This is a genomic window from Actinokineospora iranica, assembly GCF_900101685.1.
Lineage (GTDB): Bacteria > Actinomycetota > Actinomycetes > Mycobacteriales > Pseudonocardiaceae > Actinokineospora > Actinokineospora iranica.
The window spans coordinates 314,843-332,803 of record NZ_FMZZ01000004.1 but is presented as its reverse complement, the minus strand read 5'-3'; the positions used below and the strand labels follow the sequence as shown (position 1 = coordinate 332,803).

Below are 17,961 nucleotides of genomic sequence, written 5' to 3'. Positions count from 1 at the left end.
GTCGGTTTCACGTGGAACATCCTCGCTCCGTTCTCAGCCTCGGTGTGCATCCTGATCCTTCCTGGTCCGCCCGGACCGGTCACGCCCGCCAGCGGACTTCACACGTTCGACGACCACAACCGTCGTCGGAACCTCAAGCACGGCGTCCCCGCAGCTTTCGACCCGCGGCGCACCCCCACCCAACCGGCCGATCGCCTGCCGATCCCGGTCGATCTCCTCAGCGGCACTGGCCCCCTTGAGCGCGACCAGCACACCGCCCGTCCGCAACAGCGGCAGGCACCAGCCACACAACTTCGCCAGGGGAGCGACCGCCCGGGCGGTGACCACATCGGCACCGGCCACCCGCGACCGAACAGACGGTTCTTCGGCCCGCCCCCGCAGGACCGTGACCGACGACAGAGCAAGAGTCTCCACGACCTCGTCCAGCCACGCCACCCGTCGAGCCATCGGCTCCACCAGCGTCACGGAAAGATCCGGCCGCGCGATGGCCAACGGAATCCCCGGCAACCCGGCCCCCGACCCCACGTCGACCACCCGAACCCCGTCCCCCACCCGCTCACCGATGACGGCGGAGTTCAACACGTGCCGCTCCCACAGCCGGTCGACCTCCCGAGGCCCGATCAACCCCCGCTCCACCCCATGCTCGGCCAGCATCCGGACGAACTCCTCAGCCTGACCCACCCGCTCCCCGAAGACGGCTCGCGCCGCCGAGGACAGATCAGCCCGATCAACGTTGGTCATACCGCCCGAACCCCATCCGATGTTCCACGTGAAACCGTGCGGAAGTGATTGTCGCTGATCCCCACCCCACCCCCGCCCACCCCACCGCCGACACGCGCAGACATCACCCGCCCGACACCCCACCCCACGCACAGCAACGGCTCGCCACCCCGGGAAAGGGGACGAATAGCGATCGGGGGAGACGGGCACCTGCCCCGGACGGCCTGAGGCGGGTGGCGGAAGTCGGGTGCAGGCAGGCGGGCGGGGACCGGGTAGCGGGTTCCGATGCGAGGGCACCGGGCCTGGGACTGGGCAGCGGGTACGGGCAGGTGATGGGTGCGGGGGGGCAGATAGTGAGCGCAAGCAGGATGGTGGGTGCGGTGGTGGTTGCCGGGTGCGGGGAGACGGGCGGGGGCTGCCGGGAGGGCGAGGGTCGGCCAGTCGGATGGCGGCTGCCGAGGCAAGCGGCGGAGGCCGGCGGGTCCAAGTGCCAGCCGCCGGATCGCGGCACGGGACGCTCGGCGGCGAGAGGCGGGAGACCGGGCATTCCACCAGCACGTGGTGGGCAGGCAGCTGGTGGCAGGCAAGCAATGGGCCGCTGGGTATTGGCGGCGGCGTGGAGCGCGGGGTGTGAGTCGCCCGGTGGAGGCGGGCGGCCAGCAGCCGGGCGGCCGGGCGGCTGGAGTGGCCAGGCGTCCGGGGCTGGAATGCGGGCGACCGGGTTGGCGCGTGGCCAGGCGGCCAGGGGACCGAGCGGCTAGATGACACGGCCGCGCGGCCGGGCGGCCTAGTGGTCAGGCGGCCAAGCGGTCAGGCGGTCGGGGCAGCAGGCTGCCAGGAGGCGGTTGCTAGCCGGGAGCCAGACCACTCAGGCACCCGGGAGGCCGGGCGGTTCGACAGCCAGGCTGCCAGAAGGCGGGTGGTGGCTAGGCAGCCAGCGGCCGAGAAGCCGAGAAGCCGGGCGGCTAGGCGACCAAGCGGCTGGCGGCTGGCGGCTGGCGGTTAGCGGTTGGCGACCAAGCAGCCAAGCGGCTGGCGGCCAAGCCACCGAGTGGCCGAGTGGCCGGGAGGGTGGGAGGCCGGGAGGGTGGGAGGCCGAGCGGCTAGGCGGTTAGGCGGCCAAGCACCAGGCGGCCAAGCACCGGGCAGCCGAGAGGCCGGGCGGTTAGGCGGCCGGGGCAGCGAGTGGCCGAGTGGCCGGGAAGGTGGGAGGCCGAGCGGCTAGGCGGTTAGGCGGCCGAGAGGCCGGGCAGCCGGGGCGGCGAGTGGCCAGGCAGCCAAGCGGCTGGGCGGTCGGTGGCTGGTGGCCGGGAGGGAGCGACCGAGGTAGCCGGGTGGCGGGTCGCGAGCGGCTGGGAAGCCGGTGATGGACCGCCGGTGGGGGTGGCGGGTGCGGGGGTGCCGACCTGCGGGCATGGGCCTAGCGAGTTCGGATCTAGGTGGCCGGGTGGTTCTCGGCGGCCAAGCGCCCGAGGGCAGGGGCTGAGTTCTCGCTGTCGGGATCTGGCTGGTCGGGGATCTGGGCGCGAGTGATCGCCTCTTGAGCTGTCGGGCCCGCCGGGCGGCGGCGGCGGTGTTTCACGTGAAACGGGCGCACAAAAAAAGAGGCGCGGTCCGTCGCCTCCTACGGACCGCGCCTCTTGTCGTTCTGGTGTTACTGGGGGAAGACCACCACGCGCCTGCGGGGGTCCTCGCCCTCGCTTTCGCTGTGGACGCCCTTGACCGCGGCGACGGCGTCGTGGACGACCTTGCGCTCGAACGGGGTCATGGGCTGGAGGCGGATGCGCTCGCCGCTGGAGAGGACCTTCTGGGCGGTGGCGCGGCCGAGGTCCCGCAGTTCTTCGCGGCGGTCGGCGCGCCAGCCCGCGATGTCGAGCATCAGTCTGCTGCGGGTGCCGGTCTCCTGTTGGACCGCCAGGCGGGTCAGCTCCTGCAGCGCTTCCAGCACCGTGCCGCGGGGGCCGACGAGCTTCTCCAGGTCCTCACCGCCGTCGATGCTGACCACCGCGCGGCTGGCTTCGACGTCGAGGTCGATGTCGCCGTCGTAGTCGAGGATGTCGAGCAGCCGCTCCAGGTAGTCCCCGGCGATGTCGCCTTCCTGGACCAGCAGTTCCTCGGTCGAGCTCGGTGAACGCTCACCGTCCTCGGCCCGCACATCCTCGCTCTGCGCGTCGGTGGCCTTCTCGGACGCCTGCACCGTCTCCGGCACGGTATCTCCTCTCCAGGTCGAGCCACGCCTCAGCGGTTCTTGCGACCTGACTTCTTGCTGCGGGATCGGTCTGAGATCAGACCGGGAATCTCGGTGCCCGCCGTGCCGTTGGCCGCGGGCTTCTGCGGAGTGTCCTGCTTGGGCTCTGCCGTGGTGTCCGCGGCGGCGTCGCCGTCGGTCGGCTTCGCGGCCTGGGGACGCTTCTTGGGCTGCGTCGGCTTCTGGCCTGGCTTGGGCGCGGTGGCGGTGCGCTTCTCGATGGCGGCGGCCTTCTGCGCGGCTTCCTCGGCGTCGATGCGCTTGTACACGAAGTGCTGCTGCCAGAGGGTCCAGCCGTTGTTGCTGAGCCAGTACACGATCAGGCCGATGGGGAAGAAGAAGCCACCGACGAGCACGCCGAGCGGGAACACGTACAGCGTCAGCTTGTTCATCATCGAGGTCTGCGGGGTGGCCGCCGCCGGGTTCTGGCGGGCCACCGAGTGCCGGGCGGTGAGGTGCGTCAGCGCGCTCGCGGCGATCATCAGCGGCACCGCGACGGCGATGATCGAGCCGCGGGAGACGTCGAACTGGCCGAGCTCGGCCGCGGGCTGGGTGATCCAGTTGCCCAGGCGGGCGCCGAAGAGGTTGGCCGCGTTGTACGAGGCGACGCCGCCCTCGTCGAAGAAGTAGTTCTCGGTCTTGCCCGGCTTGAACTCGCGCAGCACGTGGAACAGGCCGATGAACACCGGGATCTGCAGGAGCATCGGCAGGCAGCCGCCCAGCGGGCTGACGCCGTGCTGCGCCTGGAGCTTCTGCATCTCCTGGGCGAGCTTCTGCTTGTCGTTGGCGTACTTCTTCTGCAGCTTCTTGATCTCCGGCGCGAACTCCTGCATCTTCCGCATGGAGCGCACCTGCTTGACCATGGGCTTGAACATGATCGCGCGCAGCGTGAAGACCAGGAACACGATGCCAAGCGCCCACGAGATCGCGCTGGTCTCGCCGAACACGTGGCCGAAGACCCAGTGCCAACACCACAGGATGAAGGACACCGGGTAGTAGATGAAATCGAGCACTGACTACTCCTCGGCAGCTGTCGGGTCAGCCGGGCTGGTTGTCCCGGACGCGTTCTCGGTTCTCCTCGGCGGCACGGGATCGAGCCCGCCAGGATGCCAGGGGCCGCAGCGGAGCAGGCGGCGCAGTGCGAGCCAGGAGCCGCGCAGCGCGCCGTGCACCGTGAGTGCCTCGACCGCGTACGCGCTACAACTGGGGTAGAACCGGCAGGCGGGCGGAAGCGCGGGCGAGATCCACCGGCGGTAGACCCGCACGGGGACCAGCAGGACGCGCGCGACCGGCCCGGGGCGCGCCGCATCGGCCGCGCGGTCTTTCACCGCGGTTGCCTTGGTCACGCTTCACCGCCACTGTCATCCGCTTCCGCGATGAGGCGCAGCCTGCGCATCGCGGAGTCGAAGTCCTGGCCGAGTTCGGCGCTTGTCGCCGTGGCTGCCCTCGGCAGCGCCCGCACGACCAACGTGCTGCCCGGCGGCAGAGTTCCGAGCCGGGCGGCGGCGATGTGCCGCAGCCGCCGGGCGACGCGGTGCCGGACGACCGCGTTGCCCACTGCCTTACTCACGACGAAACCGACCCTCGGCGTGGCACGGGTCCGCACCGCCGACGGGTCGGCTTCGGGGGGCGCCGCCTCGGTCCGCGCCGTCACGGCGTGCACCACCAGCCTCGGACGACCGGCGCGGCGACCGCTCCTGGTCACCATCCGGAAGTCCGCGCTGCTGGTCAGCCGGGCGGCCGCGGGGAGCACGGCGGCTGGCTGGGGTCAGGCCGACAGCTTGTCGCGGCCCCGACGGCGGCGCGCGGCGATGATCGCGCGACCCGCGCGGGTGCGCATCCGCAGACGGAAGCCGTGGGTCTTGGCCCGACGGCGGTTGTTCGGCTGGAAGGTGCGCTTGCTCACGGCTTCGTTCTCCCGGTACTTGATGGTCGAGCAGGTCTGGCGCTCCCTGCCGGACAGCGGCCGTGGCGGCGCCGCGCGGCAGCCATCGGCAACCTTGATGGGCACGCGGAACACGCCTTCCGCAAGCGGGAGACCTTATGAGGGTACGCACCTGCCCGGCCGGGTTCAAAACTGGGGTCGGCGGGGCCGCCTACCAGCGCGTCTTGTGAGTTGCCCGCGACCATTGTTACCGTGCGGCTCTTGGTTGGCCGCCCCGGGGAATGGGAGCCCTGCCGCGCCGACGTCGCCGAGCCACTGAGTACCTTGAACCCCCCGACGGGTTTCGCTGCGGTTCGCCGTACCTTCGTGCACAGTTGTGGACAACCCTGTGGATGCCTGTGGACAGGCACCCGCGAGCCGGGACAGCTTTACCGAGAACGAGGGGAGGGGAACGCGGCCGATGTCCGAGCACCAGATGAATCTCGGTGTGGTCTGGGAACAGGTCGTTCGGGAGCTCTCAGCCGGGACCCTGTCCCCGTCCCAGCGCGCGTGGATGCGGATGACCAGGCCCATCGGCCTGCTCGACGGCACCGCGCTGCTGTCCGCGCCCAGCGACTTCGCCAAAGAGGCCATCGAGCGCGCGCTGCGCGAGCCGATCACCGCGGCGCTGTCCCGCAGGCTCGGCCGCGTCGTGTCCCTCGCGGTCAAGGTCGACGCCGCGCCCACCCCGGCGCCGAAGGCCCCGCCGATCGTGGCTCCGCCCACGGTCGCGGCCGACGGCGACACCTTGACCATCCCGGCCATGGAGATCCAGGCCGCCATGGATCTTCCAGCTCTGCCAGCTCTCCCTGCCCACCCAACCCATCCGGCGGCGGGTCACGCCGCAGCAGGTCAGCCGCCGGTGCTGCCCGAGGCGCCCGGCCAGTACGGGGGCGACACCGAGGACGACGGCGAAGAGGTGGACGAGGAAGGCGACGCGCTCGCCACCGTCCACGAGATCTGGCCGACCTTCACCGGGCAGCCGCCGACGAGCGGGCAGCCGTTCACCGCGCCCGCCCAGCCGCAGACGTCCAAGACCCGGCTGAACGAGAAGTACACGTTCGACACCTTCGTCATCGGCGCGTCCAACCGGTTCGCCCACGCCGCGTCGGTCGCGGTGGCCGAGGCGCCCGCGCGGGCATACAACCCGCTGTTCATCTGGGGCGAGTCCGGTCTGGGCAAGACGCACCTGCTCCACGCGGTCGGCCACTACGCGCAGCGCCTGTTCCCGGGGATGCGCGTGCGGTACGTCTCGACCGAGGAGTTCACCAACGACTTCATCAACTCGCTGCGCGACGACCGGAAGGTGGCGTTCCAGCGCCGCTACCGCGACATCGACGTGCTGCTGGTCGACGACATCCAGTTCCTGGAGGGCAAGGAAGGCACCCAGGAGGAGTTCTTCCACACCTTCAACACGCTGCACAACGCGAACAAGCAGATCGTGGTGTCCTCCGACCGGCCGCCCAAGCGGCTGGAGACCCTGGAGGACCGGCTGCGGACCCGGTTCGAGTGGGGCCTGATCACCGACATCCAGCCGCCGGAGCTGGAGACGCGCATCGCGATCCTGCGCAAGAAGGCCGCGCAGGATCGGCTGGCCGCGCCCGCCGAGGTGCTGGAGTTCATCGCCGCGCGGGTCGAGGCGAACATCCGGGAGCTGGAGGGCGCGCTCATCCGCGTCACGGCGTTCGCCTCGCTCAACCGCCAGCCGGTGGACGTGAGCCTCGCCGAGATCGTTTTACGCGACCTCATCCCGGACTCGCACGCCCCGGAGATCAGCGCGGCGACGATCATGGCCGTCACCGCGGAGTTCTTCGGCGTCTCCATCGATGACCTGTGCGGGCCCGGCAAGACGAAAGCGCTTGCCCAGGCGCGGCAGATCTCGATGTACCTCTGCCGGGAGCTGACCGACCTGTCGCTGCCGAAGATCGGCCAGACCTTCGGCGGCCGCGACCACACCACGGTCATGCACGCGGACAAGAAGATCCGCAAGGAGATGGCCGAGCGCAGGCGCATCTACGACCAGGTGCAGGAGCTGACCTCCCGCATCAAGCAGCGCGCCCGCGCCTGATCCACCGCGATCGGCCCCGGGGCACACCCATGCCCGGCGACGGTCGGCGCACCTTCTTATTGCGGCCGTGGACGGCCGTCCCCACCCGCAGAAAACTCCCACCCGCCCCGGTTCCCGGTGACCGGTCGCCCGCGCGCGCCTGGAGCCGCGCCCTCGGGCCCCACGCCACGGCCGGGCTGAATGTCCGCCACCGCGCGTGAGTGGGCCGGCGCGCGGCGCTAGGGACTGACAGACTGCTTCCGACGGCCCGCGCGCCCGCGTGTTCCCACCCCGCCGCCCGGGCCGTGTCGCACCTTTTATTGCCGCCGTGGACAGCGCTCCCCAGCCGCAGAAAAGTTCCGGCCCGCGCGTGCCCGGTCGAGCTCCCCGCCCCGGCCCCCGCGCGCTCGCCGCCGGGCCGCCCGAACCCCCTGCCGCGCCCGCCGATCGCACCTTTTCTCCGGGTGTGGACGGCCGCTCCACACCCGGAAAAACCTTGCCGGGGCAGGAATCCCGGTGGTCTGCGTCACCAGTACGGGGGACTTCGCCTGTGCACAACCCTGTGGGCGGCGGTCGCCGCGCCTGTGGGCGAACCGGCCCACATCTGGGGATCGAGCTGTGGACAACTCGGCCGATCTGTGGACGCCGCAAGACCCCGCGAAACTTGTCCACCGGTTGCCAAGTTTCCCCACAGGCGTTGTCCCGGGGATCTCCACAGGACTAAGACCAGGTTGACCTGCGAAAACAAGGGTTATCCACACTATCCACAGCACCTACTATCACTACTGTCTTTTTCTCTCTTCGAGAGAAATAAAAAAAGAAGAAATAAGCGATTCCGGAATCTGGGGACAGCTCGCTCGACGCTGTGGGCGAGCGCCGCCCGGGATGACGGCGAGCGGGCCCACGCTCTACGGTTGGGCCCTACAGCGTGGACAGCTCGGTGGACCGCCTCGCACGATCGGTGCGGGTGGGCCGGTCGAGCCTGAAAGGAATCCCATGAAGATCCGCGTCGAGCGCGACGGCCTCGCCGACGCCGTCGCCTGGGTCGCGCGCAGCCTCCCGTCCCGGCCTCCCGTCCCCGTCCTCGGCGGGGTTCTCCTCGACGCCGGGTCCGCAGACGGCTCGGACGGGCTGACCGTCTCCGGGTTCGACTACGAGGTGTCGGCCACGGTCGGGGTCCCGGCCACGGTCGCCGACGGCGGCCGGACCCTGGTCTCGGGCAGGCTGCTCGCCGACATCACCAAGTCGCTGCCCGCCCAGCCGGTGGAGATCTCCGTCGACGGCGCCCGGGTCGCGATCGCCTGTGGCAACGCGAAGTTCAGCCTGCCGACCATGCCGGTGGACGACTACCCGGCGCTGCCCGCGATGCCGCAGCACGCCGGTGAGCTCGCGGGCGAGGTCTTCGGCCTGGCCGTCAGCCAGGTCGCGGTCGCCGCGGGCAAGGACGACACCCTGCCGATGCTGACCGGTGTCCGGGTCGAGATCGCGGGCGACAAGCTGACCCTCGTCGCCACCGACCGCTTCCGGCTCGCCATGCGCGAGTTCGAGTGGAAGCCCTCCGGCGACGTGGACGACGCCGCGGTCCTGGTCCCGGCCCGCACCCTCGCCGAGGCGGCGAAGGCGCTGGGCAGCTCCGGGCGCACGGTCGAGCTCGCGCTGTCTCCCGGCGACGGCCTGCTCGGCCTGTCCGGCTCCGGGCGGCGCACCACGAGCCGGTTGCTCGACGCGGAGTTCCCGCGCTACCGCCAGCTGCTGCCCTCCGAGCAGACCTCCAGCGCGGTCATCGGCGTCGGCCCGCTGGTCGAGGCGATCAAGCGCGTGTCCCTGGTCGCCGAGCGGGGTACCCAGGTGCGGCTGGAGTTCGCCGACGGCGGCCTGCGGCTGTCCGCTGGCGGCGACGACGAGGGGAGCGCGGAGGAGGAGCTGCCGGTCGAGTTCACCGGCGACCCGGTGACCATCGCGTTCAACCCGGGCTACCTGCAGGACGGGTTGGCCGCGCTGCACTGCGACCGCGCCGAGCTGTCCTTCACCACCCCCAACCGCCCCGCGCTGATCAAACCGGTCGGCGAGGACGGCGAGGTCACCCCCGGCTACCTCTACCTGCTCATGCCGGTCCGCCTCCCCGGCTGACCGACACACCCGACGGAGAGGACAACCAACAGTGCAGCTCGGACTCGTCGGCCTGGGCAAGATGGGCTTCAACATGCGCGAGCGGTTGCGCGCGGCGGGCCACGAAGTGGTCGGCTACGACCGCAACCCCGAGGTCAGCGACAGCGCCTCGCTCGCGGACCTGGTCGACAAACTCGACGCGCCCCGGGTTGTCTGGGTGATGGTCCCCGCGGGTGACGCGACGCTGAACACCGTCGCCGACCTCGCGGGGCTGCTCGCCGAGGGCGACCTGGTCATCGACGGCGGCAACTCCCGCTACACCGACGACAAGACCAACTCGGAGCTGCTCGCCAGGACCGGCGTCGGCTACCTCGACTGCGGCGTGTCCGGCGGCGTGTGGGGCCGGGAGAACGGCTACGGCCTCATGGTCGGCGGCGACGCCGAGCAGGTCGAGCGCGCCATGCCGATCTTCGACGCGCTGCGCCCGCAAGGCCCGCGCGAAGAGGGATTCGCGCACGCGGGCAAGGTCGGCGCGGGCCACTACGCGAAGATGGTCCACAACGGCATCGAGTACGGCCTGATGCAGGCCTACGCCGAGGGCTACGAGCTGCTCGACGCCGCCGCCGAGGTCACCGACGTCCCGGCCGTGCTCAAGGCATGGACCCGGGGCACCGTCGTGCGGTCCTGGCTGCTCGACCTGCTGGTCAAGGCGCTGGACGAGGACCCGGGCTTGGCCGAGCTGAGCGGCTACGTCGAGGACTCCGGCGAGGGCAGGTGGACCGTCGAGGAGGCGATCCGGCACTCGGTGCCCGCGCCGGTGATCTCCGCGGCGCTGTTCGCCCGCTTCGCCTCCCGGCAGGACGATTCGCCCGCGATGAAGGCCGTGTCGGCGCTGCGCAACCAGTTCGGCGGGCACGCGGTGCACAAGGCAGGCCCCACCTCCGGGTCCGGCGAAGTCAAGTAGTGCGCGTTCGGCACTTACAGGTCGCCGATTTCCGCTCGTGGGAGCAGGCCGACCTGGAGCTGGAACCTGGCCCGTCGGTGCTGGTCGGCGCCAACGGCCAGGGCAAGACGAATCTGGTCGAGGCGATCGGGTACGTGGCGACCCTCGGGTCGCACCGGGTCGCTTCGGACCAGCCGCTGGTGCGGCACGGGTGCGCGCGCGCGATCATCCGGACAGCCGTGGTCAACGACGACCGCGAGCTGACCGTCGAACTGGAGATCACCCCGGGCAAGGCGAACCGGGCCAGGGTCAACCGCGGCCCGGTGCCACGGACACGGGACGTGCTGGGAATCTTGCGCACGGTGCTGTTCGCGCCGGAGGACCTGTCCCTCGTGCGCGGCGACCCCGGCGAGCGGCGCCGGTTCCTCGACGACCTGCTGGTGCTGCGCGCCCCCCGGTACGCCGGGGTCCGCGCCGACTACGACCGGGTGCTGCGGCAGCGGAACGCGCTGCTCAAAAGCTCGGCGGCGAACCGGCGCGCGCGCCGCGCCGACGCGGACGCGCTGGCCACCCTCGACGTGTGGGACGGGCACCTCGCCGCGCACGGCGCCGAACTGCTCGCCGCGCGGCTGGACCTGGTGGCCGACCTCGCGCCCCGGGTCGCCGCCGCCTACGCCGGGGTGGCCCCGGAGTCGCGGCCAGCGCGGGTGGCGTACCGGTCGAAGATCGAGGACACGCTGCCGGACGGGTACGGCGAACCCGGCGGCGAGCGCGCGGACAAGGAGGTCGTCGCCGACGCGCTGCTCGCGCAGATGGCTCTGCGGCGCACCGCCGAACTCGACCGAGGGGTCAGCCTCGTCGGACCGCAGCGCGACGAGCTTGACCTGGTGCTCGGCGAGGCCCCCGCGAAGGGGTACGCGAGCCACGGCGAGTCGTGGTCGTTCGCCCTGGCGCTGCGGCTGGCCTCGTACGACCTGCTCAAGGACGAGGGCAGCGAGCCGGTGCTGATCCTCGACGACGTGTTCGCCGAGTTGGACCGGCGCAGGCGCGAACGGCTCGCCGAGGTCGCGCTCGGCGCGGAGCAGGTCCTGGTGACCGCGGCGGTCGCCGAGGACGTGCCCGGGGAGCTGACCGGGGTCCGCTACTCGGTGTCGGATGGGGAGGTGCGACGTGTCGGATGATGACCTGTTCGGGGGTGCGTTGGCACCCGACAGCCAACAACAGAGCGTGACAGGCAGCGGGGTCGCTCGCTCCACAACTGGGGATAACCCTGTGGATAGTGTGGATAACACGGTCACTGGGCGGCCGTCAGCGCCCCTCGAACCGGGGATAACCGGTAATCAGTCCACACCCCAGGGTGGAAAACTCGAAGATCCCTTCGCCGCCGCGACCGAGAGTGACGACTCCGCGCGGCAGGCCCCCCGGGGCTCAGATCTTGCCAGAGCCGCTTTGGCGGCCGCGAGGCAGGCTGCCAAGAGCAAGCGGAAGGGCCGCTCGGTTCCACGTGGAACCGACACCGGAGTCCGGCGGCGGCGCCGGTGGTCGGGCGCCGGGGCCGACGACCGCGACCCGCAGCCGCTGGGCAGGCTCGCCTCCCGCATCGCGGTCGACCGGGGCTGGCAGGACCAGCTCGCGGGCGGCCAGGTCTTCGCCCGCTGGGCCGCGCTGGTCGGCGCCGAACTGGCCCAGCACGCCAAGCCGGTCGCGCTCAAGGACGGCGAGCTCACCGTCGCGGCCGAGTCCACCGCGTGGGCGACCCAGTTGCGCCTGCTCCAGCGCGAACTCCTGGTCAAGATCGCCAGGGGCGTCGGCCCGGACGTGGTCCGGAAACTGAAAATCCAGGGTCCCTCGACGCCCAGTTGGCGCTACGGCCCCCGGCACGTCCCAGGCCGAGGACCACGAGACACCTACGGCTGACCCTCCCGGCTTGAGATCCCCGCGCCGGAGTCCGGACCCGCGCCCCTTCGCAACCGACGCTCTGTGAGCGAACCAGGGGTGTCCTTGACCCGGTTCTGGCGAACCGCACCAGTACTATGTGGGGAGGTGCGTGTCCGGGCCCGCCCGCTGGGCGCCCGCACACCGCCGTCGCAGTCGATCCGACGCACGAGGAGACACCGGGCACGTGGTAGCTGACAAGCAGGAGAACGCGTACGGCGCCGGTTCCATCGGGGTTCTCAAGGGCCTTGAGGCGGTGCGGCTACGTCCGGGTATGTACATCGGCTCCACCGGCGAACGCGGCCTGCACCACCTGATCTGGGAGGTGGTCGACAACTCCGTCGACGAGGCGATGGCAGGCCACGCGACCAAGGTCGAGGTCACGCTCCTCGCCGACGGCGGCGTCCGCGTCGTGGACGACGGCCGCGGCATCCCGGTCGAGGAGCACCCGGAGGAGAAGCGGTCCGCGCTGGAGGTCGTCATGACCGTCCTGCACGCGGGCGGCAAGTTCGACAGCGACAGCTACGCGGTCTCCGGCGGCCTGCACGGCGTCGGCATCTCGGTCGTCAACGCGCTTTCCACGGCCCTGGAAGCCGAGATCAAGCGCGACGGCTATGTGTGGAACCAGCGCTACGAGGACTCCAAGCCGGTCACCGGAGTCCAGCGCGGCCCGGCGACCCGCGAAATGGGCACGTCCATCACGTTCTGGGCCGACCCGAGCATCTTCGAGACCACCACCTACAACGCCGAGACGGTCGCCCGCCGCCTGCAGGAGATGGCGTTCCTCAACAAGGGCCTCACGATCGTGCTGCGCGACGAGCGCGTCTCCGAGGAGGAGACCGAGGCCGACGTCAGCGGCCAGGCGGCCCGGGTCAAGGAGCGCACCTACCACTACCCGGGCGGCCTTGAGGACTTCGTCAAGCACATCAACCACACCCGCGAGCCCATCCACCGCAAGGTCATCGCCTTCGAGGCCAAGGGCAAGGGCATCGAGGTCGAGGTCGCGATGCAGTGGAACACCGGCTACAGCGAGTCGGTCTACACCTTCGCCAACACGATCAACACCCCCGAGGGCGGCACCCACGAAGAGGGCTTCCGCGCCGCGCTGACCCGGGTGGTCAACGTCTACGCGCGCGACAAGAAGCTGCTCAAGGAGAAGGACGCGAACCTCAGCGGCGACGACGTCCGCGAAGGCCTCGCCGCGATCGTGTCCATCAAGCTCGCCGAGCCGCAGTTCGAGGGCCAGACCAAGCAGAAGCTCGGCAACACCGAGGCGAAGACGTTCGTGCAGACCACCTGCAACGAGTGGCTGGCCGACTGGTTCGAGCGCAACCCAGCCGACGCGAAGACGATCGTCACCAAGGCCGTCGGCTCGGCGCAGGCGCGGCTGGCCGCCCGCAAGGCGCGCGAGCTGGTCCGGCGCAAGGGCGCCCTCGACATCGGCGGCCTGCCCGGCAAGCTCAAGGACTGCCGCTCGACCAACCCCGAGGAGTGCGAGCTCTACATCGTGGAGGGCGACTCGGCAGGCGGCTCGGCCAAGGAAGGCCGCGAGTCCCGCTTCCAGGCGATCCTCCCGATCCGCGGCAAGATCATCAACGTGGAGAAGGCCCGGATCGACCGGGTGCTCAAGAACACCGAGGTCCAGAGCCTGATCACGGCGCTGGGCACCGGCATCCAGGAAGACTTCGACGTCACCAAGCTGCGCTACCACAAGCTCGTCCTGATGGCCGACGCCGACGTCGACGGCAAGCACATCACCACGCTGCTGCTCACCCTGCTGTTCCGCTTCATGCGCGGCCTGATCGAGCAGGGCCACGTCTACCTCGCCCAGCCGCCCCTCTACAAGATCAAGTGGCAGCGCGCCGACCCGGAGTACGCCTACTCCGACCGCGAACGCGACGGGATGCTCGAAGCGGGCATCGCGGCGGGCAAGAAGGTCAACAAAGAGGACGGCATCCAGCGCTACAAGGGCCTCGGCGAGATGAACGCCGACGAGCTCTGGGAGACCACCATGGACCCGGCCAACCGCGTCCTGCGCCAAGTCACCCTCGACGACGCCGCCCAGGCCGACGAACTGTTCAGCGTCCTGATGGGCGAGGACGTCGAAGCCCGCCGCTCCTTCATCATCCGCAACGCCAAGGACGTCCGGTTCCTCGATGTCTGATCGGCGACGTCTGATCGGCCCCGCGCGCCCACTGTTTGGAAGGAACAACCGGTCGTGACCGAAACCCTGCCGCCCGGCGACCGCATCGAACCCGCTGACATCCAGCAGGAGATGCAGAACTCCTACATCGACTACGCGATGAGCGTGATCGTCAGCCGCGCGCTCCCCGACGTCCGCGACGGCCTCAAGCCCGTCCACCGCCGGGTCCTGTACTCGATGTTCGACACCGGCCTGCGCCCCGACCGCAGCTACGTCAAGTGCTCCCGCGTCGTCGGCGACGTCATGGGCAACTACCACCCCCACGGCGACAGCTCGATTTACGACACCCTGGTGCGCCTCGCCCAACCGTGGTCCATGCGCTACCCCCTGGTCGACGGCCAGGGCAACTTCGGCTCCCCGGGCAACGATCCGGCTGCCGCCATGCGTTACTGTATTGATGCAGAAACCCGTGTGCGTATGCACGATGGGACGAGTGTGCGCATCGGCGACATCGTGCCCGACGCGGCGCCGAACTCGGACAATCCGATCGACCTCAAGGTCCTCGACCGCAACGGCAACCCGGTTCGCGCCGACCGCCTGTTCCACTCCGGCGAACACCCGACGCTGACGCTCACCACCCGCGAGGGCTACGCCCTGACCGGCACCCACAACCACCCGGTCCTGTGCCTGGTGTCGGTGCTCGGGGTGCCGACCCTGCTGTGGAAGCTGCTGGAGGAGATCCAGCCCGGCGACCGCGTCGTCATGCAGCGCACCCCGCAGGACGAGACCGACCTGCCGCCGGTCAAGGACTACGCCGCCGCGATCCTGGCAGGCGCGTTCGTCAGCGAAGGCTTCGTCTCGGCGAACCGCGCTGGTTTCAACAACATCGACAAAGCCTTCTTCGACTATGTCGTAGCCGCTTACGACACCGTTGTCGGCGGCCCACGTTATGTCTCGTCGAGGACCATCGCCTCAGGTTCTCTTCTGCACGAGTTGGACGTGCACAACCTGACCTCGCTGGCGGGCAGTCCGCTTGGCGAGATGACAGGCGTCCGGAGCGTGGACAAGCGGGTGCCGGAGTTCATCTGGCAGAGCGGAACCACCGTCAAGCGGGCGTTCCTGAGTTCGCTGTTCACCGGCGACGGCTCGTGCTCGGCGCTTCCGCGCAACACCGTCCAGATCTCGTACTCGACTCGCAGCACTCGACTTGCGAGCGAGGTTCAGCAGCTTCTGCTGGAGTTCGGCGTCGTCAGCAAGCTGGTCCGCTACGACAACGGCGAGATCAAGGTCGTCATCACCAACCGCCGCGACGCGCGGCTGTTCGCGACCAACGTCGGTTTCCTGCAGGCGAAGCAGGACAAGCTCGTCGCGATCCTCGACGGCGTGCCGACCGAGAGCCGGTCGATGTCCAGTGACCACGTGCCGTTCGTCGGCGACTACATCCGCGCCAATGGCGCCGCCCGCTGGACCGAGCGGGACTGGCTGCGCAGGCACAACGTCGACCGGATCGAGCGGTGGGAGACCAACCGCGACGAGATCGTCGGCCGGATCACTGAACCCGGCGTTCTCGACGTGGTCGAGCCGCTGGTCGACGGGCGGTTCTACTACGCCGAGGTCGCCTCGGTCGTGGACGCGGGTGTCCGGCCGGTGTTCAGCCTTCGGGTCGACACCGAGGACCACGCATTCATCACCGACGGTTTCGTCAGCCACAACACCGAGGCCCGGTTGACGCCGCTGGCCATGGAGATGCTGCGGGACATCAACGAAGACACCGTCGACTTCGTCCCGAACTATGACGGCAAGACCGAAGAGCCCAAGGTCCTCCCGTCGCGGATTCCCAATCTTCTGGTCAACGGTGGTAGCGGGATCGCGGTGGGGATGGCGACCAACATCCCGCCGCACAACCTGCGTGAGGTCGCCGACGGTGTGGTGTGGGCGCTGGAGAACTGGGAAGCGTCCGACGACGAGACCCTGGCCGCGCTGATGACGCGGATCAAGGGGCCGGACTTCCCGACGAACGCGCTCATCCTCGGCACCCAGGGCATCGAGGAGGCCTACCGGACCGGCCGCGGGTCGGTGCGGATGCGGTCGGTCGTCGAGGTCGAGGAAGACGCCAAGGGGCGCACGATCCTGGTGGTCACCGAGCTGCCCTATCAGGTGAACCCGGACAACCTGATCGAGAACATGGCGCAGCTGGTCCGGGACGGGAAGCTGACCGGCATCTCCGAGATCGCCGACGAGTCGAACAAGCGCAGCGGTATGCGCATCGTCATCGGGCTCAAGCGCGACGCGGTGGCCAAGGTCGTGCTGAACAACCTGTACAAGCACACCCAGCTCCAGCACAACTTCGGCGTCAACATGCTGGCCTTGGTCGACGGGGTGCCGCGCACGCTGCGGCTCGACCAGATCATCCGGCACTACGTGAAGCACCAGGTCGAGGTCATCGTCCGGCGCACCCGCTACCGGCTGCGCAAAGCCGAGGAGCGCGCGCACATCCTGCGCGGCTACGCCTTGGCCCTCGACGCGCTGGACGAGGTCATCGCGCTGATCCGCCGCTCGCCCAGCGCCGACGAGGCCAAGACCGGCCTGATCTCGCTGCTCGACGTCGACGAGATCCAGGCCACCGCGATCCTGGAGTTGCAGCTGCGCCGCCTCGCCGCCCTGGAGCGGCAGCGGATCATCGATGAGCTGGCCGAGATCGAGCGCTACATCGCCGAGCTGCAGGCCATCCTGGACAGCCCAGAGCGGCAGCGGGAGATCATCCGCGACGAGCTGATGGAGATCGTCGACAAGCACGGCGACGACCGGCGCACCCGGATCATCCCGTTCGACGGCGAGGTCTCCGTCGAAGACCTGATCGCCGTCGAGGACGTCGTCGTCACCATCACCCGCACGGGTTACGCGAAGCGCACCAAGACCGACCTGTACCGCGCGCAGAAGCGCGGCGGCAAGGGCGTGCAGGGCGCCGCGCTCAAGCAGGACGACATCGTGGCGCACTTCTTCGTGTGCTCCACCCACGACTGGATGCTGTTCTTCACCAACAAGGGCCGCGTGTACCGCGCCAAGGCCTACGAGCTGCCGGAGGCCAACCGCAACGCCCGCGGCCAGCACGTGGCGAACCTGCTCGCGTTCCAGCCGGACGAGCACATCGCCCAGGTCATCCAGATCAAGGACTACGCCGCCGCGCCGTACCTGGTGCTCGCCACCCGCGACGGCCTGGTCAAGAAGTCCCGGCTGGTCGACTTCGACAGCAACCGCGCGGGCGGCCTCATCGGCATCAACCTGCGCGAAGAAGACGAACTCGTCGGCGCGGTCCTCTGCTCCGCCGACGACGACCTGCTCCTGGTGTCCGCAGGCGGCCAGTCCATCCGCTTCCACGCCAGCGACGAGGCGCTGCGCCCGATGGGCCGGGCCACCTCCGGCGTCCTGGGGATGCGCTTCAACGCCGGTGACGAGCTGCTGACGCTCGGCGTGGTGAAGGAAGGCACGTTCGTGTTGGTCGCCACCGACGGCGGGTACGCCAAGCGCACCCCCATCGAGGACTACTCGGTGCAGGGCCGCGGCGGCAAGGGCGTGCTCACCATCCAGCACGACAGCAGGCGTGGCAGGCTGGTCGGCGCGGTCATCGTCGAGCTTGAGGACGAGCTGTACGCGATCACCTCATCGGGTGGGGTCATCAGGACCACCGCCAAGGAGGTGCGCAAGGCGGGACGGCAGACCAAGGGCGTCCGTTTGATGAACCTGGGCGAAGGGACCACCCTGGTAGCCATCGCCCGGAGCGCGGAGGGGCCAGCCGAAGTCGCCGAGGTCGTGGAAGTGACCGAGACCGACGACGGCGACGTCCCCGCGGCCGAGCCGACCGAGTAACACCGAACGCGCAGACGTAGGGAAT

At 69.9% G+C, this 17,961-nt stretch carries 13 protein-coding genes; 7 read left to right on the top strand and 6 right to left on the bottom strand.

Annotated elements, in window-relative coordinates; all coding sequences use genetic code 11:
- Positions 1-33 precede the first annotated feature (33 nt).
- The 6 genes from rsmG to rpmH form a co-directional block, all read right to left on the bottom strand.
- Positions 34-741: a 16S rRNA (guanine(527)-N(7))-methyltransferase RsmG gene (gene rsmG, locus BLS56_RS11510; protein ID WP_091449967.1), complete on the bottom strand. Its 708-nt coding sequence runs from the start codon at positions 739-741 to the stop codon at positions 34-36.
- Positions 742-2,374: 1,633 nt separating this feature from the next.
- Positions 2,375-2,875 carry a Jag family protein gene (locus BLS56_RS11505; protein WP_228771570.1) on the bottom strand — a complete coding sequence of 167 codons (501 nt, stop codon included), beginning with the start codon at positions 2,873-2,875 and terminating at the stop codon, positions 2,375-2,377.
- A gap of 83 nt (positions 2,876-2,958) precedes the next feature.
- On the bottom strand, positions 2,959-3,981 hold the full coding sequence (gene yidC / locus BLS56_RS11500; protein WP_091449965.1) for a membrane protein insertase YidC: 1,023 nt from the start codon (positions 3,979-3,981) through the stop codon (positions 2,959-2,961).
- A 3-nt stretch (positions 3,982-3,984) separates the two neighbouring features.
- On the bottom strand, positions 3,985-4,314 hold the full coding sequence (gene yidD, locus BLS56_RS11495) for a membrane protein insertion efficiency factor YidD (protein WP_091449964.1): 330 nt from the start codon (positions 4,312-4,314) through the stop codon (positions 3,985-3,987).
- Positions 4,311-4,721, bottom strand: a complete 411-nt coding sequence (gene rnpA, locus BLS56_RS11490; RefSeq protein WP_091449963.1) for a ribonuclease P protein component — start codon at positions 4,719-4,721, stop codon at positions 4,311-4,313. The genes yidD and rnpA overlap by 4 nt, the downstream gene beginning before the upstream one ends.
- A gap of 15 nt (positions 4,722-4,736) precedes the next feature.
- On the bottom strand, positions 4,737-4,874 hold the full coding sequence (rpmH, locus tag BLS56_RS11485; RefSeq protein WP_018684246.1) for a 50S ribosomal protein L34: 138 nt from the start codon (positions 4,872-4,874) through the stop codon (positions 4,737-4,739).
- Positions 4,875-5,313: 439 nt separating this feature from the next.
- Here rpmH and dnaA point away from each other — a divergent pair, with 439 nt between their 5' ends.
- The 7 genes from dnaA (at position 5,314) to gyrA (ending at position 17,936) form a co-directional block, all read left to right on the top strand.
- Positions 5,314-6,960: a chromosomal replication initiator protein DnaA gene (gene dnaA / locus BLS56_RS11480; protein WP_091449962.1), complete on the top strand. Its 1,647-nt coding sequence runs from the start codon at positions 5,314-5,316 to the stop codon at positions 6,958-6,960.
- Positions 6,961-7,935: 975 nt separating this feature from the next.
- On the top strand, positions 7,936-9,069 hold the full coding sequence (gene dnaN, locus BLS56_RS11475) for a DNA polymerase III subunit beta (protein ID WP_091449961.1): 1,134 nt from the start codon (positions 7,936-7,938) through the stop codon (positions 9,067-9,069).
- Between the two features lie 31 nt (positions 9,070-9,100).
- The gene (gnd, locus tag BLS56_RS11470) at positions 9,101-10,012 is read left to right on the top strand and encodes a phosphogluconate dehydrogenase (NAD(+)-dependent, decarboxylating) (protein WP_091449960.1); all 912 of its coding nucleotides are present in this window, start codon (positions 9,101-9,103) and stop codon (positions 10,010-10,012) included.
- Entirely contained in the window at positions 10,012-11,172 is a 1,161-nt protein-coding gene (gene recF, locus BLS56_RS11465; protein WP_091449959.1) for a DNA replication/repair protein RecF, read from the top strand. Before gnd ends, recF begins: the two co-directional genes overlap by 1 nt.
- 268 nt (positions 11,173-11,440) lie before the next feature.
- On the top strand, positions 11,441-11,908 hold the full coding sequence (locus BLS56_RS32220; RefSeq protein ID WP_228771559.1) for a DciA family protein: 468 nt from the start codon (positions 11,441-11,443) through the stop codon (positions 11,906-11,908).
- 205 nt (positions 11,909-12,113) lie between these two features.
- On the top strand, positions 12,114-14,090 hold the full coding sequence (gene gyrB / locus BLS56_RS11455; RefSeq protein ID WP_091449957.1) for a DNA topoisomerase (ATP-hydrolyzing) subunit B: 1,977 nt from the start codon (positions 12,114-12,116) through the stop codon (positions 14,088-14,090).
- 54 nt (positions 14,091-14,144) lie between these two features.
- The gene (gyrA, locus tag BLS56_RS11450; protein WP_175482773.1) at positions 14,145-17,936 is read left to right on the top strand and encodes an intein-containing DNA gyrase subunit A; all 3,792 of its coding nucleotides are present in this window, start codon (positions 14,145-14,147) and stop codon (positions 17,934-17,936) included.
- Positions 17,937-17,961: the final 25 nt, after the last annotated feature.